Origin of the sequence: Erwinia billingiae Eb661, assembly GCF_000196615.1 — a bacterium.
Lineage (GTDB): Bacteria > Pseudomonadota > Gammaproteobacteria > Enterobacterales > Enterobacteriaceae > Erwinia > Erwinia billingiae.
On sequence record NC_014306.1, the window covers coordinates 2,956,320 to 2,981,549 of the forward strand.

20 protein-coding genes are annotated in these 25,230 nt (G+C 53.6%); 7 read left to right on the forward strand and 13 right to left on the reverse strand.

Going from position 1 to position 25,230, the window contains the following annotated elements:
• The first annotated feature begins 279 nt into the window (after positions 1-279).
• Positions 280-4,230: a trifunctional transcriptional regulator/proline dehydrogenase/L-glutamate gamma-semialdehyde dehydrogenase gene (gene putA / locus EBC_RS14880; RefSeq protein WP_013202644.1), complete on the forward strand. Its 3,951-nt coding sequence runs from the start codon at positions 280-282 to the stop codon at positions 4,228-4,230.
• Between the two features lie 68 nt (positions 4,231-4,298).
• Here putA and EBC_RS14885 read toward each other — a convergent pair whose 3' ends face one another.
• The 11 genes from EBC_RS14885 to EBC_RS14935 all read right to left on the reverse strand — a co-directional run bounded on the left by EBC_RS14885 (position 4,299) and on the right by EBC_RS14935 (position 17,871).
• On the reverse strand, positions 4,299-5,375 hold the full coding sequence (locus EBC_RS14885) for an acyltransferase family protein (RefSeq protein ID WP_041692035.1): 1,077 nt from the start codon (positions 5,373-5,375) through the stop codon (positions 4,299-4,301).
• A gap of 151 nt (positions 5,376-5,526) precedes the next feature.
• Positions 5,527-6,633 carry an acyltransferase family protein gene (locus tag EBC_RS14890; protein WP_013202646.1) on the reverse strand — a complete coding sequence of 369 codons (1,107 nt, stop codon included), beginning with the start codon at positions 6,631-6,633 and terminating at the stop codon, positions 5,527-5,529.
• 261 nt (positions 6,634-6,894) lie between these two features.
• Positions 6,895-7,647, reverse strand: coding sequence for an L-cystine ABC transporter ATP-binding protein TcyN (gene tcyN, locus EBC_RS14895; RefSeq protein ID WP_013202647.1), 753 nt, complete (start codon positions 7,645-7,647; stop codon positions 6,895-6,897).
• Positions 7,644-8,312: a cystine ABC transporter permease gene (tcyL, locus tag EBC_RS14900; RefSeq protein WP_013202648.1), complete on the reverse strand. Its 669-nt coding sequence runs from the start codon at positions 8,310-8,312 to the stop codon at positions 7,644-7,646. Before tcyL ends, tcyN begins: the two co-directional genes overlap by 4 nt.
• Positions 8,312-9,115 carry a cystine ABC transporter substrate-binding protein gene (gene tcyJ, locus EBC_RS14905; RefSeq protein ID WP_013202649.1) on the reverse strand — a complete coding sequence of 268 codons (804 nt, stop codon included), beginning with the start codon at positions 9,113-9,115 and terminating at the stop codon, positions 8,312-8,314. Before tcyJ ends, tcyL begins: the two co-directional genes overlap by 1 nt.
• A gap of 94 nt (positions 9,116-9,209) precedes the next feature.
• A complete protein-coding gene (locus EBC_RS14910; protein ID WP_013202650.1) occupies positions 9,210-10,196 on the reverse strand; it encodes a D-cysteine desulfhydrase in 987 nt (328 codons plus the stop codon).
• Positions 10,197-10,286: 90 nt separating this feature from the next.
• Entirely contained in the window at positions 10,287-10,790 is a 504-nt protein-coding gene (fliZ, locus tag EBC_RS14915) for a flagella biosynthesis regulatory protein FliZ (protein WP_013202651.1), read from the reverse strand.
• Positions 10,791-10,833: 43 nt separating this feature from the next.
• Positions 10,834-11,556, reverse strand: coding sequence for an RNA polymerase sigma factor FliA (locus EBC_RS14920; protein WP_013202652.1), 723 nt, complete (start codon positions 11,554-11,556; stop codon positions 10,834-10,836).
• A 144-nt stretch (positions 11,557-11,700) separates the two neighbouring features.
• Positions 11,701-12,669: an HNH endonuclease signature motif containing protein gene (locus EBC_RS14925; RefSeq protein ID WP_013202653.1), complete on the reverse strand. Its 969-nt coding sequence runs from the start codon at positions 12,667-12,669 to the stop codon at positions 11,701-11,703.
• Between the two features lie 176 nt (positions 12,670-12,845).
• On the reverse strand, positions 12,846-16,376 hold the full coding sequence (locus EBC_RS14930) for a glycosyltransferase (protein WP_013202654.1): 3,531 nt from the start codon (positions 16,374-16,376) through the stop codon (positions 12,846-12,848).
• 208 nt (positions 16,377-16,584) lie between these two features.
• Positions 16,585-17,871 (reverse strand): FliC/FljB family flagellin, encoded by a 1,287-nt coding sequence (locus EBC_RS14935; protein ID WP_013202655.1) that lies wholly within the window; start codon positions 17,869-17,871, stop codon positions 16,585-16,587.
• A gap of 282 nt (positions 17,872-18,153) precedes the next feature.
• On the opposite strand from EBC_RS14935, the gene fliD reads away from it, so the two are divergent.
• From fliD to amyA, 4 genes are all read left to right on the forward strand, one after another.
• Positions 18,154-19,566, forward strand: a complete 1,413-nt coding sequence (fliD, locus tag EBC_RS14940; RefSeq protein ID WP_013202656.1) for a flagellar filament capping protein FliD — start codon at positions 18,154-18,156, stop codon at positions 19,564-19,566.
• Between the two features lie 9 nt (positions 19,567-19,575).
• Positions 19,576-19,983, forward strand: a complete 408-nt coding sequence (gene fliS / locus EBC_RS14945) for a flagellar export chaperone FliS (RefSeq protein WP_013202657.1) — start codon at positions 19,576-19,578, stop codon at positions 19,981-19,983.
• Positions 19,984-20,352 carry a flagella biosynthesis regulatory protein FliT gene (gene fliT / locus EBC_RS14950; protein ID WP_013202658.1) on the forward strand — a complete coding sequence of 123 codons (369 nt, stop codon included), beginning with the start codon at positions 19,984-19,986 and terminating at the stop codon, positions 20,350-20,352.
• Positions 20,353-20,488: 136 nt separating this feature from the next.
• Positions 20,489-21,970 carry an alpha-amylase gene (gene amyA, locus EBC_RS14955; RefSeq protein WP_013202659.1) on the forward strand — a complete coding sequence of 494 codons (1,482 nt, stop codon included), beginning with the start codon at positions 20,489-20,491 and terminating at the stop codon, positions 21,968-21,970.
• Positions 21,971-22,076: 106 nt separating this feature from the next.
• On the opposite strand, the gene yedD is transcribed toward amyA, so the two are convergent.
• A complete protein-coding gene (gene yedD / locus EBC_RS14960; RefSeq protein ID WP_013202660.1) occupies positions 22,077-22,562 on the reverse strand; it encodes a lipoprotein YedD in 486 nt (161 codons plus the stop codon).
• Positions 22,563-22,724: 162 nt separating this feature from the next.
• Between yedD and EBC_RS14965 the strand changes: the two genes are divergently transcribed.
• Together EBC_RS14965 and EBC_RS14970 are read left to right on the forward strand one after the other, a co-directional pair.
• Entirely contained in the window at positions 22,725-23,048 is a 324-nt protein-coding gene (locus tag EBC_RS14965; RefSeq protein WP_013202661.1) for a DUF6388 family protein, read from the forward strand.
• Positions 23,049-23,611: 563 nt separating this feature from the next.
• Complete coding sequence (locus tag EBC_RS14970) at positions 23,612-24,868, forward strand: GGDEF domain-containing protein (RefSeq protein WP_231853664.1); 1,257 nt, start codon at positions 23,612-23,614, stop codon at positions 24,866-24,868.
• A 60-nt stretch (positions 24,869-24,928) separates the two neighbouring features.
• Here EBC_RS14970 and EBC_RS14975 read toward each other — a convergent pair whose 3' ends face one another.
• On the reverse strand, positions 24,929-25,198 hold the full coding sequence (locus EBC_RS14975) for a hypothetical protein (protein ID WP_013202663.1): 270 nt from the start codon (positions 25,196-25,198) through the stop codon (positions 24,929-24,931).
• Positions 25,199-25,230 lie beyond the last annotated feature (32 nt).

The following is a 25,230-nucleotide window of genomic DNA, read 5'->3' on the forward strand; positions in this document are numbered from 1 at the left end:
AGCAGTTACAGCAATTTCACCCTTCGTCACAGACGGAGTTTTAACAGGTTGCACTGGATCACATTTTAACCGGTTGCACCTGTACTAAACCCCCATACAGCCCAGGGAAATCGGTCACTTTCAACCTTGGCCGGATTCTTGCAGCAATATCCATGCCGCTTTTAAATAATCGGTTTCAAACTCTGCAAACGGCGTCACATTTAACACGGTTGCACAAAGTTGCAACTTCAGTGATATTGCTTGCCAACATTGTCATTATTTTTTAAGGAGTTCTCAGGCATGGGCACAACTACCATGGGCGTGAAGCTGGATGAAGCCACGCGCGAGCGCATTAAGCTGGCAGCAGGCCAGATTGACCGCACCCCACACTGGCTGATCAAGCAGGCGATCTTTAACTATCTTGAGCAGCTGGAAAGTGGCCATGCCCTGCCTGAGATCCCGCAGCAGACGGTGACCCAGGAAACCGATGAAGCCCCGGCAGACGAGCAACGCCAGCCGTTCCTGCAATTTGCGGAACATATTCTGCCGCAGTCGGTAAACCGCGCCGCCATCACCTCCGCATGGCGTCGGCCAGAGACGGAAGCCGTGCCGATGATCCTCGAACAGGCGCGCTTACCGCTGCCGCTGGCACAGCAAACCTATCGCCTCGCCCATCAGCTGGCGGAGAAGCTCCGGCACCAAAAAGGTGCAACCGGACGCGCTGGCATGGTGCAAAGCCTGCTGCAGGAGTTCTCACTCTCCTCGCAGGAAGGCGTGGCGTTAATGTGTCTGGCCGAAGCCTTGCTGCGTATTCCTGATAAACCGACCCGCGACGCGTTAATTCGCGACAAAATCAGCAACGGCAACTGGCATTCACACCTCGGCCGCAGCCCGTCTCTGTTCGTCAATGCGGCGACCTGGGGACTGCTGTTTACCGGCCGTCTGGTGTCCACCCATAACGAAGCCAACCTGTCCCGCTCGCTGAACCGCATTATCGGTAAAAGTGGCGAACCGCTGATCCGCAAAGGGGTGGATATGGCGATGCGGTTGATGGGCGAACAGTTTGTCACCGGTGAAACCATTTCCGAAGCGCTGGCCAACGCCCGCAAGCTGGAGGAGAAAGGCTTCCGCTACTCTTACGATATGCTCGGCGAGGCGGCACTGACCGCGCAGGATGCCAAAGCCTATCTGCAATCCTATCAGCAGGCGATTCACGCCATCGGCAAAGCTTCCAACGGTCGTGGTATTTACGAAGGTCCGGGGATTTCAATTAAGCTTTCCGCCCTGCACCCGCGCTACAGCCGCGCGCAGTACGAGCGCGTGATGACCGAGCTGTACCCGATCCTCAAATCGCTGACGCTGCTGGCCCGCTCTTATGACATCGGCATCAATATCGATGCAGAAGAAGCTGACCGCCTGGAGCTGTCGCTGGATCTGCTGGAAAAACTCTGTTTTGAACCGGAGCTGGAAGGCTGGAACGGCATTGGCTTTGTGATTCAGGCGTATATGAAGCGCTGTCCGTTTGTGATCGATTCGCTGATCGATATGGCGCAACGCAGCCGTCGCCGCCTGATGATCCGCCTGGTGAAAGGCGCTTACTGGGACAGCGAAATCAAGCGCGCCCAGGTCGAAGGTCTGGAAGGCTATCCGGTATACACCCGCAAGGTGTACACCGATATTTCGTATCTGGCCTGCGCCCGCAAACTGCTGGCGGTGCCAAACCTGATTTACCCGCAGTTTGCCACCCATAACGCCCACACGCTGGCAGCGATTTACCAGCTGGCGGGCAACAACTACTATCCTGGCCAGTATGAGTTCCAGTGCCTGCATGGCATGGGCGAACCGCTGTACGAACAGGTGGTAGGCAAAGTGGCGGACGGCAAGTTAAACCGTCCCTGCCGTATCTATGCGCCGGTGGGCACCCACGAAACTCTGCTGGCCTATCTGGTTCGTCGTCTGCTGGAAAATGGCGCCAACACCTCCTTTGTTAACCGCATCGCCGATAACACCCTGCCGATTGAAGATCTGGTGGCCGATCCGGTGGAAGAAGTGGAGAAAATGGCGCGGGTTGAAGGGGCGATTGGCTTACCGCATCCGAAGATTCCGCTGCCGCGCGATCTGTATGGCAAGAAGCGACAGAACTCCGCCGGCCTGGACATGGCCAATGAACATCGCCTGGCGTCGCTTTCCAGCGCCTTGCTGAACAGTGCGATCCAGCCGTGGCAGGCTGTGCCAATGATTGACGGCGAGCTGGAAGCCGGTGAATCGCTGCCGGTGATTAACCCGGCAGAGCCGACCGATATCGTCGGTTACGTTCGTCATGCCAGCGAAGCCGAGGTGTCGGTTGCGCTGGATGCGGCTACCCGTGCAGGCCCAATCTGGTTCGCCACGCCGCCGCAGGAGCGAGCCGCCATTCTGGAACGCGCGGCGATCCTGATGGAAGGCCAGATGCAGCGCCTGCTGGGGATCCTGGTGCGTGAAGCCGGTAAAACCTTCAGCAACGCCATTGCCGAAGTGCGTGAAGCGGTCGACTTCCTGCATTACTATGCCGGCCAGGTGCGTGATGACTTTGATAATGAAACCCACCGCCCGCTGGGTCCGGTGGTCTGTATCAGCCCGTGGAACTTCCCGCTGGCGATCTTCACCGGACAGATTGCGGCAGCGTTAGCCGCCGGCAACAGCGTGCTGGCGAAACCGGCGGAACAGACGCCGTTAGTGGCGGCCGAAGCCGTGGCGCTGCTGCATGAAGCGGGCGTGCCGGTCGGCGCGCTGCAACTGCTGCCAGGCCTGGGGGAAACCGTCGGTGCGCAGCTGACGGGCGATGCGCGCGTCCGTGGCGTGATGTTTACCGGCTCTACCGCCGTGGCCACCTTACTGCAGCGCAATCTGGCCGGTCGTCTCGATCCACAAGGCCGCCCGACGCCGTTAATCGCCGAAACCGGCGGGATGAATGCGATGATCGTCGACTCCTCCGCGCTGACCGAACAGGTGGTGATTGATATTGTCGCCTCGGCCTTTGACAGTGCCGGACAGCGTTGCTCCGCGCTGCGTCTGCTGTGCATTCAGGACGATGTGGCTGACCACACGCTGAAAATGCTGCGTGGGGCGATGGCCGAGTGCCGGATGGGCAATCCTGAACGCCTGTCCACCGATATCGGCCCGGTGATTGATGCCGAAGCCCGCGAGAACATCGAACGTCATATTCAGAGCATGCGCAGCAAAGGCATGACCGTTTATCAGGCCGCCTACGCCAGCCAGGAAGACAGCAAAGAGTGGCAGAGCGGAACCTTTATCCAGCCAACGCTGATTGAACTTGGCAGCGTCAGCGACCTCGATAAAGAAGTGTTTGGCCCGGTGCTGCACGTGGTGCGCTACGCGCGCAGTTCCCTGCCGCAGGTGATTGAGCAGATCAACGCCTCGGGTTACGGCCTGACGCTGGGTGTGCACACGCGTATTGATGAGACCATCCTTCAGGTCACCAACCATGCCCGCGTCGGCAACCTCTACGTTAACCGTAATATGGTTGGCGCGGTGGTTGGGGTTCAGCCATTTGGCGGCGAAGGGTTATCCGGCACCGGACCGAAAGCCGGTGGCCCGCTGTATCTCTATCGTCTGTTATCGCACCGCCCGGATGGCGCGCTGCGCGTTACCCTCGATCGTCAGGATGGCGAACGTCCGGTCGATGCGGCGCTGCGTCCCTCGCTGTTAGCCGCTCACCAGGCGCTGACCGAATGGGCGAAAGACCAACCGGAACTTGCGGCCTGCTGCGCCCGCTTTGCCGAACTCGGTCAGGGCGGCACCGTCCGCTTGCTGCCGGGCCCAACGGGCGAGCGCAACACCTTTGCGCTGCTACCAAGAGAGCATGTCCTGTGCCTGGCGGATAATGAGCAGGATGCGCTGATCCAGCTGGCTGGGGTGACTGCCGTGGGTAGCCAGGCGATCTGGAGTGATGATGAGCTGCACCGCGCATTGCTGAAATCCCTGCCTGCCGAGGTGCAGAAACGCATCAGCCTGCGCGCGCAGCCGCTGGCGGCCAGCGAAGCGTTTGACGCGGTGATCTATCACGGTGACGCCGATCAGTTACGCACCGTATGTGAAACCGTCGCCTCTCGTGAAGGGCCGATTGTGTCGGTACAGGGCTTTGCGCGCGGGGAAACCAATCTGCTGCTGGAACGTCTGCTGATCGAGCGTTCCCTGAGCGTTAACACCGCCGCAGCCGGCGGCAATGCCAGCCTGATGACCATTGGCTAAGCGGCATAACGGAAAACAAAACGGGGCAATTATTCGCCCCGTTTTTTATTGCCTGAAAGCAGACGCCCTTACTGTACGTTCAGCTTCATCCGTAACAGCTTCGGGTAGATAAACAGGTTCTTGCCGACTCCACGATTGAGCAGCGTCCAGATAGCCACCGAGCAGCCCGAACAGAGCGCGACCATGGCGATCGGGAAGCCCACCGCCCACACCATCGAGAAGGCTTTGCTGGCAAACAGATGGTGATGCACGGCAAACAGGATCGCCGACATGCCAAAGAACTCGATAAAAATACGGTGCAGCACGTAGATTTGCAGCGTGTTTTTACCGATCCAGTTTAACCAGTTCATCGAGAAGCGGCTGTTCAACGCCCGACACGCGGCGATGCAGAACAGGATAGCGATGACGCACATAAACAGACTTTTCGGTAATCCCACCATCGCATGGATGCCCGCCAGCACCCCAATCGCGGCCCACGGCAGCACATTACTGCGATGCCACTCGCTCCAGCGGATCATCGTACTGCTGTAGAACGCGCCAAACAGGAAGAAGATAAAGTACTGCGACAGGCTTTCCGGTCCCCAACCGGGGATGGCTTTCACTATCGCCGCATAGTTCAGTGCCGCCGCCACCAGCATCATCAACACCTTCTGCTGGCGGAACAGCTTGGCAAAAACAAAGAACAGGCCCAGCGCATAGAGATACCAGGAAGAACTCATCGCCAGCAGCATCAGCTTCAAAAACTCCCACGGCGTGGAAGCCCAGGCAGCGTTGATGTTGTCGGAGAGGTGATCGCCCATGATTTCACCGGAGACGCCGTTGATCATCAGCCACTGAATCAGTCCCCACAGAAAATAGAGATAGAACAGATTGGTGACGCGACTGGTGAATACCTGTTTCCAGGGACGATTGACAATGGCATTGGCCGCCAGCAGACCGGAGACAAAGAAGAACGCAGGCATTCGAAGCGGAGAGAGTGTGTTATTAAAAGCAACCCATAATTTCGCCGGGAAAAAACCGGCGGTTAAATGCGTTACCATATCAGCATAACCTGGTAGTACAACGTGATATAAGACAACCAACAATATACAAGCGCCTTTAAGGCTATTCACCCAGGCGATATCTTTCTTTTGGGTAGTATTCATTATAATACTCCAGCTGTTATCGTCGTATTTTTATAAAACAGTGGCAGCATCTTTCCCGGTGCTGAGTGTAATTTTATTATTATGTGGTACAGGGTAATGCGGTGGTTCAGAAACATTCAGGGCCGATATTATCGGCCCTGAATGGAGACTGTCAGTGATTGCTGGCGATATCGGGTTTAGGCTTTGTTTTTCTCATCAATACCGGATAGAGGAACAGAGCCCGACCAGGGCCACGATTGAGCAGCGACCAGACCAGCAACGAGACAGCAGTACAGGTACTGACGGCAACCACCGGAAGCGTCAGCGCCCAAAGCAGTGAAAACGCACTGTTATCGAACAGGCTGTACTGCACGGCCAGCGTCAGCACGCTCAGTCCCAGCAGTTCGATAAAAATGCGATGCAAAACATAAATCTGTAACGTGTTACGGCCAATCCAGTTCAGCCAGGCCATATTGAATCGGTTGTTCAGCGCCCGACACAGCACAATGCCAAACACAATCGACAGCATGCAGTAGAACGGGTTCTTATACAGTCCCACCGCATGGTGTGCGACGCCGGTCAGGGCGAAGGCACTGAGGATCAGCACGTTGCGTCGGTTCATAAAACTCAGCTCGACCAGGTAGTGGCTGAAGTACGCCCCCAACAGGAAGTAGACAAAGTTCTGCACCACGCTTGCCGGTCCCCAGCCTGGCACCAGGCTGAACTGCGTGGCATAGTTCATCAGCAGTGCAGCCACTATCAACGCCATTTTCTGGCGATGGAACAGCTTAGCCACCACAAAATACCCCGCCAGCGCGTACAGGTACCACAGGCTGGTCATCGATAAAAACAGCAATTTCACGAATTCCTGCGGGCTTTCAGCGTAGGCTGCGTTCTTAGCCGTGGAGAGTTTCTCTCCAATCAAATTCGCTGAAATATTGTAGATACTGACCCACTGGATCACGCCCCACAGGATATACAGGTAAAAAATATTGCTGAATTTTTTAGTAAATACCTCGCTCCAGGACTTCTTATTAATGGCACTGATTGCCAGCAAACCAGAAACAAAAAAGAACGCCGGCATTCTTAATGGCGACAGGTACTTATTAAACGCGATCCATATTTCCGCTGGCAAGACGCCGGCGGTAAGATATTGTAAAGATGGGGCGAAGGTAGTGATAATAGTGTGATGCAAAACAACCAATAGAATACAACCGCCCTTCAGCGTATTGATCCATAAAACTTCATTTTTAGTTGAAGAAGACCCAGAAGCAGACATAGCATTTAACCCAAATTAACGTAAAACTTTAGGAATTATTAACTCTTGTCCACGAAAAGGCCATGGGGTTACTCCTAATTGGCCTGATAACGACGGTGATTATCAGTCAGTTAAGCGATTTCGGGCGTTATCTCAGTCATTAAGCCAAATAAGCGCCGGGCGTAATTAAGATAATCCTTAGTAATAAGAGAATGGCAGAAACGGAGGAAAAGAAAAATAACTCGCCGGGGAACCCGGCGAGGAGAGAATTAGATGAGGGAATTAATTATTGAGGAATTTCTCAAGGAACTGGCGGGTGCGCGGCTGCTGCGGGTTGGTAAACAGGCTTTTGGCGTCGCCCTGCTCCACAATGCGGCCCTGATCCATAAAGATCGCCCGATCAGCCACGTCGCGGGCAAAGCTCATCTCATGCGTAACGATCACCAGCGTGCGCTTCTCTTCTGCCAGCGCGCGAATGGTGCTGAGCACCTCGCCCACCAGCTCCGGATCCAGCGCCGAGGTCGGTTCATCAAACAGGATCACTTCAGGACGCATCGCCAGCGCACGGGCAATCGCCACGCGCTGTTGCTGTCCACCGGACAGTTTGCGCGGGTAGCTCTCTTCTTTGCCCTGCAAACCGACTTTCTCCAGCAGCTGGCGGGCACGGGCAATCGCCTCGGCCTTCGGTTCGCGCTTAACGATGGTTGGCCCTTCAATAATGTTTTCCATTACCGAGCGGTGCGGGAACAGATTGAAGCTCTGGAAGACAAACCCCACCTGTTGACGCAACCGGCGCACCAGCTCTTTCTGTTTGTTGATGCCCAGTGCGGCATCAATTTTAATCTCGCCAACCTGGATCGTGCCGCTTTCCGGCACTTCCAGCAGGTTGATGCAGCGCAGCAGCGTGGTTTTACCGGAACCGCTGGGGCCGATAATTGCCACCACTTCGCCGGATTTGACGTCAAGATCGATGCCATTTAGCACCGTCTGCCCGTTAAACTGTTTAACCAGATTTCTGACTTCGATGGCACTCATTTCGACTCCCGATCCTGGCGATTAACGCGATCTTCCAGCTTGCTTTGCAGGATGGAAAGTACGGTTGCCATCACCCAGTAAATCAGTGACGCAGCCAGATACATGGTGAACACTTCCAGCGTACGCGAGGTAATCAGCTGTGCCTGACGGAACAGCTCCGGCACCTGAATGGTGGCGGCCAGTGAGGTATCTTTCACCAGGCTGATAAAGCTGTTGCCCAGCGGCGGTAACGCGGTGCGAGCCGCCTGCGGCAGGATAACGCGACGCATGGTCTGCCAGCGCGTCATGCCAATACTGGATGCGGCTTCCCATTGCCCGCGCTCGATCGAGGCAATGGCACCCCGCAGGGATTCGGAAGCGTAAGCGGCGGTATTCAGCGACAGGCCAATCATCGCCGACGGGATCGGATCCAGCTCAATGCCGAACTGCGGCAGGCCGTAGTAGATCATAAACAGCTGGGCGATCAGCGGCGTGCCGCGGAAAATCGACACGTAGCAGCGTGACAGCCATGAAATCGGCCAGAAATGCGACAGGCGCATCATCGCCAGAATGAAGCCGAGCAACAGGCCAAAGAACATGCCGCCGATGCTCAGCTGCAGGGTAAATACGGCACCCTTCAATAAAAAAGGTGCTGAATCCAGCACCAGTTGAATACTTTCCTGCATTATTTAGTCACGTCCGCGCCAAACCATTTTTCAGACAGTTTAGCCATGGTGCCGTCTTTCTGCATGTCCGCAATGGCTTTGTTGATCGCGTCCAGCAGCTGGGTATTGCCTTTACGCAATGCCACACCCGATTCCTGACGGGAGAATGCCGGACCGGCGACAGCCAGCGTATTGCCGGTTTTCTTCACCAGATCCAGTGCGGCCAGGCGATCCACCAGAATCGCATTGATACGGCCTACGCGCAGATCCTGATATTTCGTTGGGTCATCATCATAGGTACGGATGTCGACGCCTTTCACGTTGGCGCGCAGCCACTGCTCGTAGTTAGAGCCCAGGCCAACACCGACTTTCTTGCCGCTCAGATCTTCCGGCTTGCTGATGCTTGCCGCATTCTCTTTTTTGGTCAGCGCCTGGATACCGGAGATGGTGTACGGCGTAGAGAAGTCATATTTTTTCTTACGCTCATCGGAAATGGTCACCTGATTGATCACCACATCGATGCGTTTGGAGTCCAGCGACGCCAGCATACCGTCCCATTTGGTCGGCTTCAGGCTGGCCTTCACGCCCAGGTGCTGCGCCAGCGCGTCAGCAAAATCGACTTCAAAACCGGCCAGCTTGCCGTTTTCATCCTGGAAACTGAACGGCGGATAGGTGCCTTCCAGACCCACTAACAGAGAACCGCGCTCTTTTACCTTGCTGAGCAGGTTTTCATCCGCCGCAAAGGCGTTAACAGAAAAGCCCGCCACCAGCGCCAGCGACACGGCTCCCATCACCAGACGGCGACGTACCAGAGATAAATTCATAAAGACTCCACTGTGTTATTAGATTCCGACCCGCAGAATTTATTCGAGCGGCCGCGTGAATACCAGCGGCCTGCAAAGATTATTTCGTTCCAGCTCAGACCGAAGGATGATAAGCAAACAGCGCCGGTGAACCGCCGGTATGGACGAAAGCAATCGGTCCTTCACGGCGGAAACGTTTCTGCGAGATACCGTCAATTAATCCGGCCATTGCTTTGCCAGTATAGACCGGGTCAAGGAAGATCCCCTCAAGACGGGCCAGCAGCTTGATCGCTTCCATCCCCTCTTCATTCGGCATGCCGTATTGCGGGCCAAAATACTCATCCCACAGGGTGATCGGTGCGCTGGCCGTCAGTTCCAGCGAGGCCGCCAGCTGCTGCTGGATCGCCACCACTTTCGGGCGCTGCTCATCCGCTTTACGCGAGACGGTGACGCCGACCAGTTCGGTTTCTGGCATCAGCACTTCCAGCCCCACCGCCAGCCCGGCATGGGTGCCGGCGCTGCCAGACGCCACGACCACCGCGGCAAAATCCACCACACCTTCGATTTGATGCGCCATTTCCTGGGCACATTCCACATAGCCCAGCGCGCCAAGGGCATTCGATCCCCCGACGGGCACAATATAGGGACGAAAGCCCTGCGCTTCCAGCCGCGTCGCCTGTTCTTCGAGCTGTGCCGCAGGATCGTGCAGCGCGTCGACCATCACCACTTCGGTGTCCATCAGATCAAGCAGCAGACGGTTGCCGTTAGACAGGTAATTAGACGCGGTGGTGGCGAGTGGATTTTCGAGCAGCGCCACGCATTTCAGACCGAGCTTAGCCGCGACGGCCGCGGTTTGACGCACGTGGTTGGACTGAATCGCACCGGCGGTAAGCAGCACATCGGCACCCTGACGCAAAGCATCGGCGGCGAGGAATTCGAGTTTTCGGAGTTTATTGCCACCGAGCGCAACGGGCGTAAAGTCATCCCGTTTGATAAAAATATCGCGGCCGAGGTAGTCAGACAGGCGTGGCAGATGCTCCAGCGGCGTGGGCGCACCCAGCAGCTCAAGCTTGGGGAATGAGGGTAAAAGATGTAAGGACAATGCAGCCTCCTGAGATGGCGCTAACAGTTATCCTTACAGTCTTACAGAAGATAGCAAAAAGGTAACGTAAAAGAGTGAGTTGATGTCACCTTAAGCGCGCTGCCAGCCTAAAAACTGGTCATATTTGCGCAGAGCAATGCGATAGTTATTATTACCGGCATCCGGTAAATCATTTTCCAGGCATTCGTGCCAGCTGTTGCCGCTGAGTTTTTCAGCAGGGAAGTTGCGTGCCGATAGCATATCGTCAAGGCGGCGCAGGCGAACGACGTATTCGCGAATGGTGCTGTGGCTCATTTCGGTCTGTTCAAACAGATACTGTTTGAACGCCATAATATCGAAATAATTCGGATGCGTGTTGCAGTAGATATCACTGCAAAAACGGCACAGTGCCGTCAGTTCATTTTGAAGCTTCAACCAGACCTGATCGTCGATCAGCTGGTCCATCCGGGCTATGGCCTCTTTATTTATTATCTGACCGCGAAACACTAACGCCATGCGGTCCAGTACTTTGCCACAATGTGAACAGTTACTCTGGCTGTGTTTGTAGTCTTTCAAATAGCGGCTCAACGGCCTCATTTTAGTTTTGGATCCCATCTGAGAGTCCCCGGTTGGTGTTGAGAGTGCAATACTGACTCCGTCAGCGCGCTCCCGTTAACCGGGCGCGCAGGCGTTTAATCGCCTGACTGTGCAGTTGGCTTACGCGGGATTCACCCACTTCCAGCACTGCGCCAATCTCTTTCAGATTCAGCTCTTCCTGGTAATAGAGCGTCAGAACCATCTTTTCGCGATCGGGTAAGGCTTCAATCGCTTCAATGACGCGTTCGCGCAGATTCCCTTCCATTAACTGGTGCAGTGGATTGGCCTCTTCGTGGCCATCTGTCACCAGTTCTGCGGTATCGCCGTGCTCTTCACGAAACTCGTCGTAGGAGAACAACTGGCTGTTATTGGTATCCAGCAAGATCTGCCGGTATTCCTGTAATGAAACATCGAGCGATGCAGCAACTTCCTGCTCGGTCGCCGTTCGTCCCAGCGACTGCTCGACCTTGTGCATCGCGCCGGCCACTTCACGTGCATTACGCCGCACGCTGCGAGGTGCCCAGTCACGGCTGCGCAGTTCGTCCAACATCGCGCCACGGATGCGCTGTACCGCATAGGTGGTAAAGGCGGTGCCCTGTAACGCGTCATAGCGCTCCACGGCATTCAACAGACCAATTCCCCCTGCCTGTAACAAATCATCCAGTTCCACGCTGGCTGGCAGCCGGACCTGGAGGCGCAACGCTTCATGGCGCACCAGCGGTACGTATCGCTGCCAGAGCGAGTTTTTGTCCATTACACCATCGGCGGTATAGAGATCATTCACGATGACGACCCTGCGTTAGTTAAGTTATCGGCATGATTATCCGTTTCTGTAGGGGAGATTGATTGGCTGAATAGCGGTACTAAAGGCGGGTTATTTCATTTTTGTTTAAAAAGGCGGCGCGTTGCGCAACCGCCTGCTGAGGATTTACCTTAGGGGATGAAGTTTCTCACGGGTGGCGGCAGGAACCTGCTGCCAAAGCGCACAGATCTTGCCGTCAATCTCTTGATAAAACGTACTTATTTGACTTTCATCCTGCAAACCGTGGCGGAAGTTCACCGTTCCGGTTGTCGGATGGATGGTCAGCAAGCGGCTGGTGAACAGCCGTTGCAAATCGCTGCGCAAAAACAGGCCATTGTCGACGCTGTTGTCCTGCAGGAAACCATCGTCATTCTCTTGAGTATCAATATGACAGGCTTCCACCCACGGATACTGACTGTGCTCCATCAGCCGGGTGCCGGTGATGACGCAGGCGCCATAACGGGCCTTCACCGACGCGGCAAATTCCGCCTGACTGGCGCGCTGCCAGACGTTGGCTTTCACCTGTCTGCCCACCTGGGTGCCGGCAATCACCCCGGCCGGGAGTTTCAGTAACGGGCTGGTCAACACCACCACAAACTGAATACGCCGCGACACGGTGAAGCACGGATGCGCCTGGGCATCAAACAGCTGCCAGTAGTCATCCTCGCCCTCTTTACGCATCAGCGACAGTTTATAGCCCCGGCTGGATATCAGGTTCTGTGCCGCTGCCGACGCGGGGTCCAGCATGGCGTACACCTGGCTTTCGCCCATCACCTTCCAGCGGTTCTCCTGCTTTGCTTCTGCCGTGCGGCGGAAATAGAAGAAGGACTGCTGCTGTTTGAGATAGGACTCAAATCGCCGCAGGTAGTTTTTGCGCTCGTTGTCATTGGAGACGAACAACAGGTCTTCTAACGGACTGTTGGTTTCTTCGTTGGCAAACACCGCGCGGATCACCAGGTTGCGGTAGCTGGTCGAGGGGCTTAACAGCGCACGCGCCGTCAGCTCCTTCTCATCGGGATATTTCAACGCATAGCGCTGCGCTATCTCCTCAAAGGTCAGCAAGTCCCCAGGTGTAAGGTCGACATTGAAGCGCATAGACACTCCAGAAAAGGGTAAAGCGTTCCCCAGGTCGCCCAGGAAAATCGCAACGGTTGTTATCTCTTCTGTTATCGGCAGAGCGTAAGGATTCTGTAAGGGGACGTTGAGGGTTTATGGAGGGTATAAGGATCGTGGCAAAAAAACGGGGTGCATTATCTGCACCCCGTTTTTATTTAGTTCGCACTCCAGGCTTTCGCCCACGCTTTAACGTTATCGCCGGTCAGCATCCAGTCGCGGTAAACGATTTGCTGCAACTCTGCCCCCATCCGGGCGCTGGCATCCGGATCTGCAAGATGCATACGGATGGCATCACGCCAGTCGATAAAGCGATTGCTGACGCGCGTTACCGGCATACTGTGCCCTCGGTAGCATTCTACATCGCTGCAAATTACCGGAATACCACATGAACCATATTCCATCAGACGCAGGTTACTTTTACAGCGGTTAAACAGGTTATCTTCTACCGGAGCCAGTGCTAAATCGAGATTCAGCGAAGCCAGTTTTTCCGGGTACAGACTAATATCAACGCCATGATGAATTTCATGTACATAAGGACGCAATTTCATTGGGCACATGCCAAAGAATACCCACTCAACTTCGTTGGAAAATTCTTTCACCACGTCGACAATCATTTCCAGATCGCCCGTATGACTTGCTCCTCCAGCCCAACCTACACGTGGTTTACGCCCTTGATTTCTCAGGCTTTTAAGATTTCCCCACCAGCTAACTGGCAGCTTATTAGGCACCACGACAATCTCGGTATGCATATCACCCAGCGCTTCTGCTAAGGGTTCGGTCGACACCACAAAACGGTCAAAATAACTCAGACTCTTACGAAGCTGAGCGGTGATTTCTTGTTTGAAGTTACTCCGCCGATAATGCTTAATCGGCACATTCAAAATATAGTCATCCAGTTCGTACACTTTGAATACGTCATGGACTTTACCGGTACGCTCAATCCAGTTATGGAACGCCGGTGCGTAACGGCGCTGAATGATCAGGCTATCCGGTTTAATCTGCCCGATTTCGCTCAGGCTGAGCAAGGTGCTACTGACACGCCCTTCTGCGATCCCTTCGTTTTGCATTGCTTCAAATGGCGTGATAACCCGATAAAAGCCACAGCCAGCAACGTCTGCATTGTGTGCCATAAAGACCGGAAGATTCGCTCGTTGAGCCGGACGCCAACTCAGCGAACTGTCACTATTCACATCAAAATTACGACTTTTGAGAGAAAGATTGGCATTGTGGGCCGGATCGTTGGCTATTACCGGCATCCAGCGGCTATAGAGCTTATCTTCTTCCAACTGTTTTAATTTGCCTGAGGAATGAACGTTTTCACCCGCAAATGGATTGCTCCGAGCGGCCGGTCGCAAAATACGGGAATAAGGCGTCCAGACCGTCATATAACCTTCAGCACGAGCACGCAGGCAAAAATCGACGTCATCAAACAACAGGTGTCCAGGGTCAAACCCTTTCAGTGCTTCAAATACCGCTTTACGAACCAGCATGAAATCGCCTGAAACGGCGCTGTAGTTTTGGTCTAAATGCAGGCGCCCCAGATAACTCGGAGCATTATCATCCTGCCCTCGGAAAGCTTCCCCAGCCGCGCCATTCGTCCCCAACAAATAACCTGCATGGCGGATTTTGTTCTGCGAGGTAAGCTGTTTACCGCCCACAATAGCCACTTCAGGGCGTTGGCCATGATTGAGTAAATTGTCCAGCCATTCGCCATCGGTTACGGCAAGTTCACAATGCATAAAGGCCAGATAATCGCCCTTTGCCTGCCCGGCAGCCAGATTTGCCATTCCTGCGTGCTGGTAGGCACTGTCAAATTGCAGAACACGAATGTTCTGTGGATCGACCGTTGCTATGCTCTTCAGCCAGTTTTCGCGTTCAGGCGTGTGTTCATTATCAGCCACTATCAGCAACTCATAATGATGATAACGGGTCTTTTCCAGGATCGAGGTGACGCAACTGATGAGTGACGGCAAATGCCAGTTAGCCAGGATGGCAATGGACACCTTCGGCTGGGATGGATGTTCATAGCGCAGGCGATAGTTGTAAAAACTATCCAAGGCAATTTTTGCTGTCGGATACCCACGATTATTAAGGTGTCTTTCAATAATCTCAGCGTCTTCTGTAAACGCCCGATTCACAAGATTGACCAATAATAATGGTTCAGCCAGATGCCCAACGACATGGGTCCCTTGTGATTCGATCATTTTAATAATCAGATCAAACTCGGCAGAGGCGGGATAATTCACATTAAAACCGTCTGCCGCAAGCAGTAATTCGCGGCGGAACAACCAGTGCTGCGCCATGGTTTTCGGCGAGCTTAACAGCAGATCCAGATTGAAGTCAGGACGGAAGGCAATGCCTGTCGGTTCCCCATCAATAGTAAAGAATTCATCAGCATATATCGCCAACACACCGTCAACCTGTGGCAATGTGGTCGAGAGTGCGATTAATCCGGACGACTGAAACTGGTTACCGGCTTCAATAAAGAGGAACCAGTTATCCTGATGATCGTTAATAAGTCCGTTGATGACCTGAAGACGATTTTCATCCGTCGCAGGATAGCTGACCACGCCGTCAATATTGTCGATAACCTCACCGACCAGAATCGCTTTCACCTGTAATTTAGCCGATCCCTGAGGGACCAGGGAGGCGAGCGTCAACGGTAACAGGGCGCAATTCTGTTTGGTTACTGTGATAACCACGGCCAATTGAGTCACCTGCGGATCCTGCCGATCGCGTTTATCCAGATATTCTTGTTGGAAAGGCTTCAGTTTGCGCTCGTCCAACCAGAACTGGAAAGCCCCCTGGTTGAGATGGTGGTACTGAATTGCGCTGAGATTTTCGCGGGTAAAATTCTCCGGATCGGACAAAGGTGCGACACGCACCATATTAATCGGTGAAGTATCAGCCACGTACCACGCCGCGCGGCGTAATGTATCAAAAACGGTTTCGCGATTTTTTATGACGTGCGGTTGTCCTTCACGCGATTGTGGCTGGATATAAACTTCTGAGACACGGATTTTGCACAACGCGGCGGGGAACCAGACAAGATCTCCCTGCGTCAGCAGCTGACAATAAATGATCAGCGAATTGACTTCCTTTAATTTTTCACCGTTTATCTCAAACAAAGAGTCCGTTTTTGCCACCAGCTCCAGCAAATGCTTGCGGCGCAACAGTGATGCCGTTAACTCCCCGATCATACTGAAATGCAATGTCGCCTGATAACGCAGAAAATCCTGGCCCTTTAAAATAGCAGGCATGGCAAGAAAGGCTGAGGTTGCCACAATGTCGGGCACGGTGACACCTTTCGGGTCTATACGGGTACGCTTACTGGCCGCTACGCTGCAATTGGGATGAGCTTCGAGTGCTGCTAACAAGGTGCTTACACAATGAGCTTCAAGTAGTTCAGCATCAGTCAAAAACTTAATATATTCGCCCTGCGCTTCCTGGATCACCGCCTCATAAATTCCCTCATCTTCTTTATCATAAATAAGATGACGAACAGAATGACCGGGTTGATTCAGGTAAGGCGTGAGTATTGCCGGGATAAATTTATCACCGCTGCTGTCAGCCACCAAAATTTCACAGTGGTCATAATCCTGTTTGAGCGCGCTGATTAACGCAGCCTCAAACCAGGTGGGGATCTGAGCAGTAAGAATAATGCTGACTAGGGCTGGCTGAGACATGATGGGTAATTCTCCGGTGTCCCTGTCGGTCCGTGCAATGACAGGACACAGGGGGAATATGATTCTTTGCATCATATCGGCATACCGGCAAATCAATCGCGTAAGAAACGGACTAAACAGGGGCTATTCTCTGACATGACGCTGCCTTCTTACAGACGAAAAAAAACCCCGCCGGAGCGGGGTTTTGACATTCATTTTTAGCGGGTTATTAGCCCTGCAGCAGAGACAGAACCTGCTGTGGTACGGAGTTAGCTTTAGACAACACTGAGTTACCGGCCTGCTGAATAATCTGTGCTTTAGACAGGTTAGACACTTCTGTTGCGTAGTCAGCATCCTGGATACGTGACTGTGCTTCAGACAGGTTAGTGGTGGTGTTGTTCAGGTTAGTTACCGCTGAATCCAGACGGTTCTGAACCGCACCCAGGCTTGAACGGAAGGTGTCAACCTGTGCAATCGCTTTGTCCAACAGCGCCAGTGGGTCAGACGTTGAAGTACCGGTGTACAATGCGGTGTTACCAGTATCAGAGATATCACCCACAGTTGAAGTGGTAGCAGTAGTTGCAGTGTCACCGCCGTTGACGATATCAGCTGCTGCCACTTTGTAATCTTTGCCCTGTACAGAGACGAAGCCCTGTGCGTTGCCACTTGCATCGGCACCAACTTTGATTGGCTGACCAGTCATCACGCCACCAGTAACGCCATTTTTGGTGTCGGTGTAGTCAACTTCAGTGGTGTTCAGTGCTACAGCGCCGCCTGAACCAACAGAAACAGAGTAGTTGTCGCTGCCTGAAGTCACAACGTAGTTGTTAGTTGCTGCACCGCCTGAATCCAGAACCGCGTGCAGTGAAAGACCACTTGCAGCTACGCCCAGACCAGATGCTACTGCTGACAGGTCAACGCTTGCTACTGCGCCGGTAGAGGCATCACCAACGGTGGTGATGCTGTCGCTCAGGCTCAGTGCATTTTTGTCTACTGAGAAGCCTTTCAGGCCCAGAGTAGATGAGTCAATTTTCTGCAGGTCGATTGAGATGGTCTCGCCATCATTTGCGCCAACCTGGATTTTCATGGTGCCGTCTTTTGCCAGCACGTTCACGCCGTTGAACTGAGTTGTACCAGATACGCGGTCAATTTCGTCCAGACGGGATTTGATTTCGTCCTGGATTGAAGACAGGTCGGAATCGGAGTTGGTGCCGTTCTGAGACTGTACAGTCAGCTCACGAACACGCTGTAAGTTGTTGTTTATTTCTGACAGTGCGCCTTCAGTAGTCTGCGCAGCAGAGATACCGTCGTTGGCGTTACGAGCAGCCTGAGTCAGGCCGTTGATGTTAGAGGTGAAGCGGTTGGCAATTGCCTGACCAGCTGCATCATCTTTTGCGCTGTTGATACGCAGACCAGAAGACAGACGCTCAATAGAAGTAGACAGAGCAGACTGGTTTTTGTTGATGTTGTTCTGAGTGATCAGCGAGAGGCTGTTGGTATTAATTACTTGTGCCATGATAAAGTTTCCTATTAAAATCGAATCTTGTTAAGGGAGTGGGGCTTGTTTGCCGCCCGGCTTCATCGCCGTCAAACTTATTATCGTCAGCACTTAACTAACCTTTAGAATTTTTTTACTCCCAACCGCAATTTTTTCTCAACTCCCCTACTCGTCGAAATACCCCTCTCTATTACCGCTATTCGCGGAATTACCCCTGCGCAAAAAATCGTAAACTTTACTCATCACTGGCCGATAACCACGGTATTCATTCTCCGTGTTGACTCTATTAAGGAAACATCTATGGCCACTATTTCTACGTTGGGTATCGGCTCAGGCCTTGATTTAGCTTCTATACTGGACAGTCTGCAAACTTCCGAGAAGGCAGCGTTAACCCCTATCTCAACGCAGCAGTCTTCCTATACAGCCAAACTCAGTGCTTATGGCACGCTGAAAAGCGCGCTGACCACGTTTCAGACCGCGAACACCACGCTGAACAATGCCGACTTATTTAGCACGACGAAAACCACCAGCAGCTCCAGCGCCTTTAGCGCCACGACTGCTGCGGGTGCCGTCGCCGGTAAATATACGGTAAGCGTGAGCCAGCTGGCCGCCGCACAAACGCTGACGTCAGCAGTGCAGACCAGCAACACCACGGCGCTGGCCACCTCTGACAGCACCCTGACCTTTCAGAATGCGAAAGGGGATGCGGCGGTTAGCGTCTCTATTCCTGCAGGCACATCCTCGCTGACCGGCATTCGCGACGCGATCAATAAGTCTGCTGCCGGCGTCACCGCCAGTATTATTAAGACCGGTGACGGCAGCTATCGCCTGTCGATGACCTCGAAAGAGACCGGGACTGACAACGCGGTGACCATTGCTGTGACCGGCGACAGTGCCATTCAGAGCATGTTGAGCTACGACGGCACCTCAAGCAGCAATATGACGCAGAGCGTCGAGGCGAAAAACTCACAGCTGACCGTGAATAACGTGGCGATTGAGAACAGCAGCAACACCATCAGCGATGCGCTGGAAGGGATTACGCTGAATCTGAACGACGTGACCACCGGTAACCAGACGCTGACCATTACCAGCGATACCTCTAAAGCGTCCAGCGCGATCACCGCGTGGGCGAATGCTTACAATACCTTGCAGGACAGCTTTGCCAGCCTGACCAAATATACCGCAGTCGATGTTGGCACCTCTGCACAGGACACCAGCAACGGCGCTCTGTTAGGTGACAGTACGTTGCGTACCATTCAGTCGCAGCTGAAAACCATGCTGACCAATGCGCAGAGTTCTTCAACCTATAAATCGCTGGCGCAGATTGGCGTCACTTCAGACCCGTCTACCGGCGAGCTGGAAGTGGACGACGACAAGCTGACTGCCGCGTTGACCAGCGATCAGGACGGCGTAAAGGCGATGATCATTGGTGATGGCAAAACCAACGGTATTGCCACCACTATCGCCACCAATATTACCGGCTGGTTATCCAGCAGCGGCATATTGCAGGCGGCGACAGATGGCGTCAGCAAAACGCTGAATAACCTGACCACGCAGTACAACGCGGCCAGCACGCGCATCGATGCCACCATCGCGCGTTACAAAACCCAGTTCACCGCACTGGATGTCATGATGAGCAAACTGAACAGTACCAGTAGCTATCTGACGTCGCAGTTCAGTACTACCAGCAGCTCAAGCAGTTCATCGTCATAAGGAGACAAAATGTATAGCGCAAGCGGTACCAAAGCCTATGCAAAAATCGGTGTGGAAAGCGCAGTGATGAGCGCCACGCCGGATCAACTGGTCACCATGCTGTTCGACGGGGCGCTTAGCGCCCTGGTTCGTGCCCGGTTATTTTTGCTCGATGGCAACATTGCTGGCAAAGGAGAGTCGCTCTCCAAAGCCATCAACATTATTGAGAACGGCCTTAAGCAGGGTCTGGATGAGAATAAAGGCGACGAGCTTGCTGATAATCTTGCCAGTCTTTACCGCTATATGGTCCACCGGCTGCTTAAAGCCAATCTGCATAATGACGCCGAAGCGATTCTGGAAGTCGAAACGTTGCTGCGCAACATTGCCGATGCCTGGAAAGAAGTTTCTGCAACTAACGCCCTTCAGGACGCCGTTTAAATGAATATTGCTCCGCAGCTGCTCACGATTTACCAACAGTTATTAGTCCTCAGCCAGTCTATGTTGCGTCTGGCAAGCGAAGGTAAATGGGATGAACTCATTGAAATGGAAGTCGATTACGTCGGTGCGGTAGAAATACTGGCGGAGAGCACCAAGCTTTCCCCTGTTCCGGATCAGACACAGGATCAGTTGCGTCCTGTGCTGCGCCATATTCTTAACAACGAAGCCGAAGTGAAAAGCCTTTTGCAGTCGCGGATGAGCGAGCTCTCCTCGCTGATTGGCCAGGCAACCCGGCAGAAATCCGTGAATAAAGCCTATAGCGGAATGCAAGGTGTTGTGCTGTTCCCGCAGGGATCACAAGGCGCATAAAAAGACCTTTTTCAGTATGAATTCAACTCACACCAGCCGGCGGGCAGAACGCTAAACTTTTTTAGCTTCTGACCCGCGCTTTTCTCTCCGCCTGCTCCATACTTCAGATCCCAGCCTGAACACCCGGAGCAAGGACATGCCTAATTCGACCCTGTTGCAATTCTTCCATTGGTACTATCCCGACGGCAGTAAACTCTGGCCCGAAGCCGCCGAACGAGCGGAAAAACTGGCTGAAATCGGCATCACCGACGTCTGGTTGCCGCCTGCCTATAAAGGCGAATCCGGCGGCTATTCCGTCGGCTATGACAGTTACGATCTGTTTGATTTGGGCGAGTTCGATCAGAAAGGCTCGCGTGCCACCAAGTATGGCGACAAAGAACAGCTGAAAGCCGCGGTGGACGCCCTTCGCGCGCACCAGGTTGGTGTGATCATGGATGTGGTGCTCAACCATAAAATGGGGGCAGATGAAAAGGAACGTATTCAGGTTAACCGCACCAACCCCGACAACCGCGATGAGATCGACCCTGTAGCCTTCGAAGCCGATGCCTGGACCAAATTCACCTTCCCGGTCCGTGCGGGCCAGTATTCAAAATTTGTCTGGGATTATAAGTGCTTCAACGGCGTTGATTACATCGAAAACCCTGACGAAAACGGCGTATTCAAAATCGTTAATGATTACACCGGCGAAGGCTGGAACGATCAGGTCGATGATGAACTGGGCAACTTCGATTATCTGATGGGTGCCAACATCGACTTCCGCAATCATGCCGTCACGGAAGAGTTGAAGTACTGGGCGCGCTGGATGCTGGAACAACTGCCCTGCACCGGCTTCCGGCTGGATGCGGTTAAACATATTCCCGCCTGGTTCTATAAAGAGTGGATTGAGCACGTTCAGGAAGTCGCCGAACAACCGCTGTTTATTGTTGCTGAATACTGGTCGCACGAAGTGGATAAGCTGCAGCAGTACATCCATCAGGTCGAGGGCAAAACCATGCTGTTCGACGCCCCGCTGCAGATGAAATTCCACAATGCCTCCCGCGAAGGTGCCAGCTACGACCTTAGCCAGATTTTTAATGACACCCTGGTTGAGAAAGATCACTGGCATGCGGTGACCATCGTCGCCAACCACGACACGCAACCGCTGCAGTCGCTGGAAGCGCCGGTCGAACCCTGGTTCAAACCGCTGGCCTACGCGCTGATCCTGCTGCGGGAACAGGGTGTGCCGGTGGTGTTCTATCCGGATCTGTTCGGTGCCAGCTATGAAGATGAAGGTGGCGACGGCGAAAATCACCACATCGATATGCCGGTGATCCCGGAGCTGGAAGCCTTGATCCGCGCCCGTCAGCTGTATGCGCACGGCGTACAGACCGAGTGGTTCAATCATCCCAACTGTGTGGCGTTCGCGCGCAGCGGAACGGAAGAACAGCCGGGCTGTGTGGTGATCCTGTCCAATGGTGACGCGGGAGAAAAGACGTTGCCAATGGGTGAGGCGCTGGCAGGGAAAAGCTGGCGGGATTATCTTGGCCATCAGACAGAGACCATTACCGCTGACGATAAGGGGAATACGGTGTTCCGCTGTAATCCAGGCAGCGTCAGCGTGTGGGTGCTGACGGAATAGCGCCCGGACTAACGGGTAATGATTGGGCAACCCGAAGGGATTTGCTCGATTCGGCAGTTTCTAAATAACAACAGGCCGTCTGGGATCCTCAGACGGCCTGTTTTGCTTAAGACTTGGCGTTTTTGAACGACGCTTTGTGGTGCTTTTTAGCACCGGATTCGGCAGATTTGGCTTTGGTGGCAGTAGCAACCGCATCGTTTTCATGGGCCAGCGCCTGCTGACACTCTGCCGTTGGCTGATTGACGCGCTGCAGAACCAGCTTGTCGTAGTGCAACTCGGTGCCTTCCAGCGCCAGCGGCATCACCCGGACGTCTTTATTGACGTTAACCCAGTCGCCTTTAAACAGCGTGATCTTGCCTGGCTTAGCAATCACCCGCTGCCACTGACGGCAATCCAGCGTGTCGCCTTGCGCAGTAATAATCAGGCTGGCAATCGCCTCCTTACTGACCAGACCTTTCTGTGGTCCCATACTCTGCCAGTTTCCGACCAGGTTCGCCGGCGGTGGGGTTTTTACTGCACCCTGATAATTGGGTATATCTGCACAGCCAGCCAGCGTGAAGGCGGCTAAGGTCGTAATCATCCACTTTTTCATATTCAGTTCCAAATTCTGCAGTCAGGCGCTACGTTATAATTTCTCCTTATTTACCGCAACAATTACCGCAACAATTCCCGCAGGCACTGACGTTACCATCGCCATTTCACCTCAGCCCGCAGCCGTGTAAACTAGCGCCCATTACTGACCGCAGGATTTTTTATGAAAAGCATTGAAGAGTATTACGCCATCGCGCGCGTTCTTTTTCTTGAAGCACACCCGGAAATCAAAACCGGCATTGCTCAACTCACCGACGCCGATGCGGCCAAACTGGGCATGACTCTGTCCCAGTTACAGGATATGCAAACCGACCGTGCCTATGCCGCGTTCACCCGTGAGAAAAAGCTCGACGGCATGCTGTTCGCCATTCAGCTAGCCGAACCGGATAAAGCGGTCGCAGCTGAGGCCATTGAAGCTTACCTGCGTCAGCATGCCACCGCGCTCGGCATGACCTGGGAAGAATTCTGCATCAAGAACGAACTGTAATGCCCTTTCACTGGCCTGTAATCGGGCCAGTGATTACGATGACCCGCATTTTACCCCCACAACTTTTTCTGCTTTTCAGCTGCTAAGAATGCTCCCAAATCGAAAAGGGCAGCAGATTATCGTTCGAAAATCACAGGCTATTACGATATATATGCTAGCGATTGCCCTTAACCTGTCAGCTATGTTGTTCACGCCAGTTACGCCTGGTAGTGATTGAAATTAAACAGCCTTAGCGATATTCTGAGCGGCACACCAGCCGAATTAAGAACATTCTTAAACCATGACCTAACTGCGAGAGGCCAACCTTATACACTTTTCACCCTGAGAAATGTGTACCACGGAGCCGGCCGCAGTCGGACATGACACGGTAGTTACCGCGCAGACAGTCTTCGCCGGACTCCGGTAAGCACCTTGAGCCATAAAAAATGCAAATTAATAAATATAAGTTTGACCAGGTTATATTCTTATTTTTTCTCGCATTATGTTTAGCGACCCTGGGCCTGCATTGCCGTAGTTATCAGGCACTTTCCCTTTTCTGGCCGTGTAATGCCCTGTTATTAGGGGTGCTGATCCGTTTTCCTCGCTTCGATACCCTTTCCAGCCTGCCGGCGATGTATCTCGGCATGGTTGCCGCCGATATGCTTTACGGCACCCCGGTTATTGTTTCGCTGGGAATGGATGCCGCGAATATCGCCTTTGTGACGGTGGGCAAAGCGGTGCTGCTGTCACCCTATCTGACGCGTCCCTATCCGCGACGACTGCAGGCCTTGATCCGCGTCTTCCCGGCTTCCATTATCGCCGCCGCGGTGTGTGCCGCCATTGGCTCCTTCGCCGGCCAGCGTTATTTTCATGATGATCTGATGCAAGGATGGATCTCGTGGTTCTGCGAACAGGTGTCCACGTCGATCCTGATCCTGCCATTGGTGATCACCTTCCCGCGCCGTGATGAGCTGGACCAGCTGTTCAATGAACTCCGCGAAAGCAATCTGATGCCGCTGGTGATGCTGCTGGTTTCCACCGTGTGCGGCATTTATGTTGGCGGTGGCGGCAGCCTGATCTTCCCGCTGCCTGCGCTGATGTGGTGTGCGGTCAGCTATCCGATCTTCTTTACCTGCCTGCTCACGCTGTTAACCGGTATCACTGAAATCATCCTGGTGGCCAGTAAGGTGCTGACTATCCAGGGCTCCGATGATTTCTTCCGCATCGACAGCCTGGCTTCGGCCCGACTGGGCGTTGCCGCGATGACCATCAGTCCGTTGATTGTGGCATTGAGCACCACCGCCAATAAAAAGCTGGTGGCGCGCATTACCAAGCGGGCGGATTATGATTTCCTCACCGGCGCACTGACCCGCAGCGGCCTCTCCTCGCAGCTGAACGCGCTGATTGCCCGCAAGAATAAAACCAGCGGCTTCTACGGCGCGGTTTTCGTGGTGGATATCGATCGTTTCAAAAACATCAATGATACCTACGGGCACGCGGCCGGCGATCAGGTGCTGGCAAAGACGGTGGAGTGCATCCGCCAGTCGCTGCAACAGACGGCAATCATCAGCAGGATGGGTGGCGAGGAGTTTTTGGTGTTGATAGAGGGGATTTCTCAGCCAAGAGCGTATCTGCTGGCCGATCGGCTGCGCCAAAGCATCGAGCGCAATACCATTATGCTCAACGAGCAGAACCTTAGCGTGACGGTGAGTATTGGCATCAGTACCTTGCACGTGATTGATGCGGGCAGTCTGGACGAGTCGATTAAAAATGCCGATGAGCAGCTGTACATTGCGAAAAGCAGCGGCAGAAATCGCGTCAGCCCGGAGTTCGTGCTGTAGTCCCTGCCACAAAAACAAAACAACCCGCCGTGGCGGGTTGTGTTCACTCAGTCTGAATTATCAGGCTTCGTTGTCGATACGGTTCGCTTCAATTTCCATATCCTGAATGTTTTTATCTAACTCATCCAGTAGCTGACCCTGCTTGGTTAGCAGGTCGTTCACCCTTTCGGCGAATTCGGGATGTTTGTACTCACCCTGATCAAAAGCCAGCCAGTGAGCTGAAAGCGTTTCCACATTGGATTGGGCATAGTGGCGCATTTCTTTTAACTGAGAAGTCACATCGCGTACGTGTTCAGTCGGAGATTTACGTTCTTCGGTGTTATCACTCATGCGTTTATCCTTCTGGGTTAAAAAATCACTCA

Bases quoted from the DNA above. Each gene is read 5' to 3' on its own strand.
- amyA (WP_013202659.1), top strand. From the start codon at position 20,489: ATGCCTAATTCGACCCTGTTGCAATTCTTCCATTGGTACTATCCCGAC.
- fliD (WP_013202656.1), top strand. From the start codon at position 18,154: ATGGCCACTATTTCTACGTTGGGTATCGGCTCAGGCCTTGATTTAGCT.
- tcyL (WP_013202648.1), bottom strand. From the start codon at position 8,312: ATGCAGGAAAGTATTCAACTGGTGCTGGATTCAGCACCTTTTTTATTG.
- putA (WP_013202644.1), top strand. From the start codon at position 280: ATGGGCACAACTACCATGGGCGTGAAGCTGGATGAAGCCACGCGCGAG.
- EBC_RS14930 (WP_013202654.1), bottom strand. From the start codon at position 16,376: ATGTCTCAGCCAGCCCTAGTCAGCATTATTCTTACTGCTCAGATCCCC.
- EBC_RS14925 (WP_013202653.1), bottom strand. From the start codon at position 12,669: ATGCGCTTCAATGTCGACCTTACACCTGGGGACTTGCTGACCTTTGAG.
- fliT (WP_013202658.1), top strand. From the start codon at position 19,984: ATGAATATTGCTCCGCAGCTGCTCACGATTTACCAACAGTTATTAGTC.
- tcyJ (WP_013202649.1), bottom strand. From the start codon at position 9,115: ATGAATTTATCTCTGGTACGTCGCCGTCTGGTGATGGGAGCCGTGTCG.
- yedD (WP_013202660.1), bottom strand. From the start codon at position 22,562: ATGAAAAAGTGGATGATTACGACCTTAGCCGCCTTCACGCTGGCTGGC.
- tcyN (WP_013202647.1), bottom strand. From the start codon at position 7,647: ATGAGTGCCATCGAAGTCAGAAATCTGGTTAAACAGTTTAACGGGCAG.
- EBC_RS14965 (WP_013202661.1), top strand. From the start codon at position 22,725: ATGAAAAGCATTGAAGAGTATTACGCCATCGCGCGCGTTCTTTTTCTT.
- EBC_RS14890 (WP_013202646.1), bottom strand. From the start codon at position 6,633: ATGTCTGCTTCTGGGTCTTCTTCAACTAAAAATGAAGTTTTATGGATC.
- fliS (WP_013202657.1), top strand. From the start codon at position 19,576: ATGTATAGCGCAAGCGGTACCAAAGCCTATGCAAAAATCGGTGTGGAA.
- EBC_RS14885 (WP_041692035.1), bottom strand. From the start codon at position 5,375: ATGAATACTACCCAAAAGAAAGATATCGCCTGGGTGAATAGCCTTAAA.
- EBC_RS14935 (WP_013202655.1), bottom strand. From the start codon at position 17,871: ATGGCACAAGTAATTAATACCAACAGCCTCTCGCTGATCACTCAGAAC.
- fliZ (WP_013202651.1), bottom strand. From the start codon at position 10,790: ATGGGATCCAAAACTAAAATGAGGCCGTTGAGCCGCTATTTGAAAGAC.
- EBC_RS14975 (WP_013202663.1), bottom strand. From the start codon at position 25,198: ATGAGTGATAACACCGAAGAACGTAAATCTCCGACTGAACACGTACGC.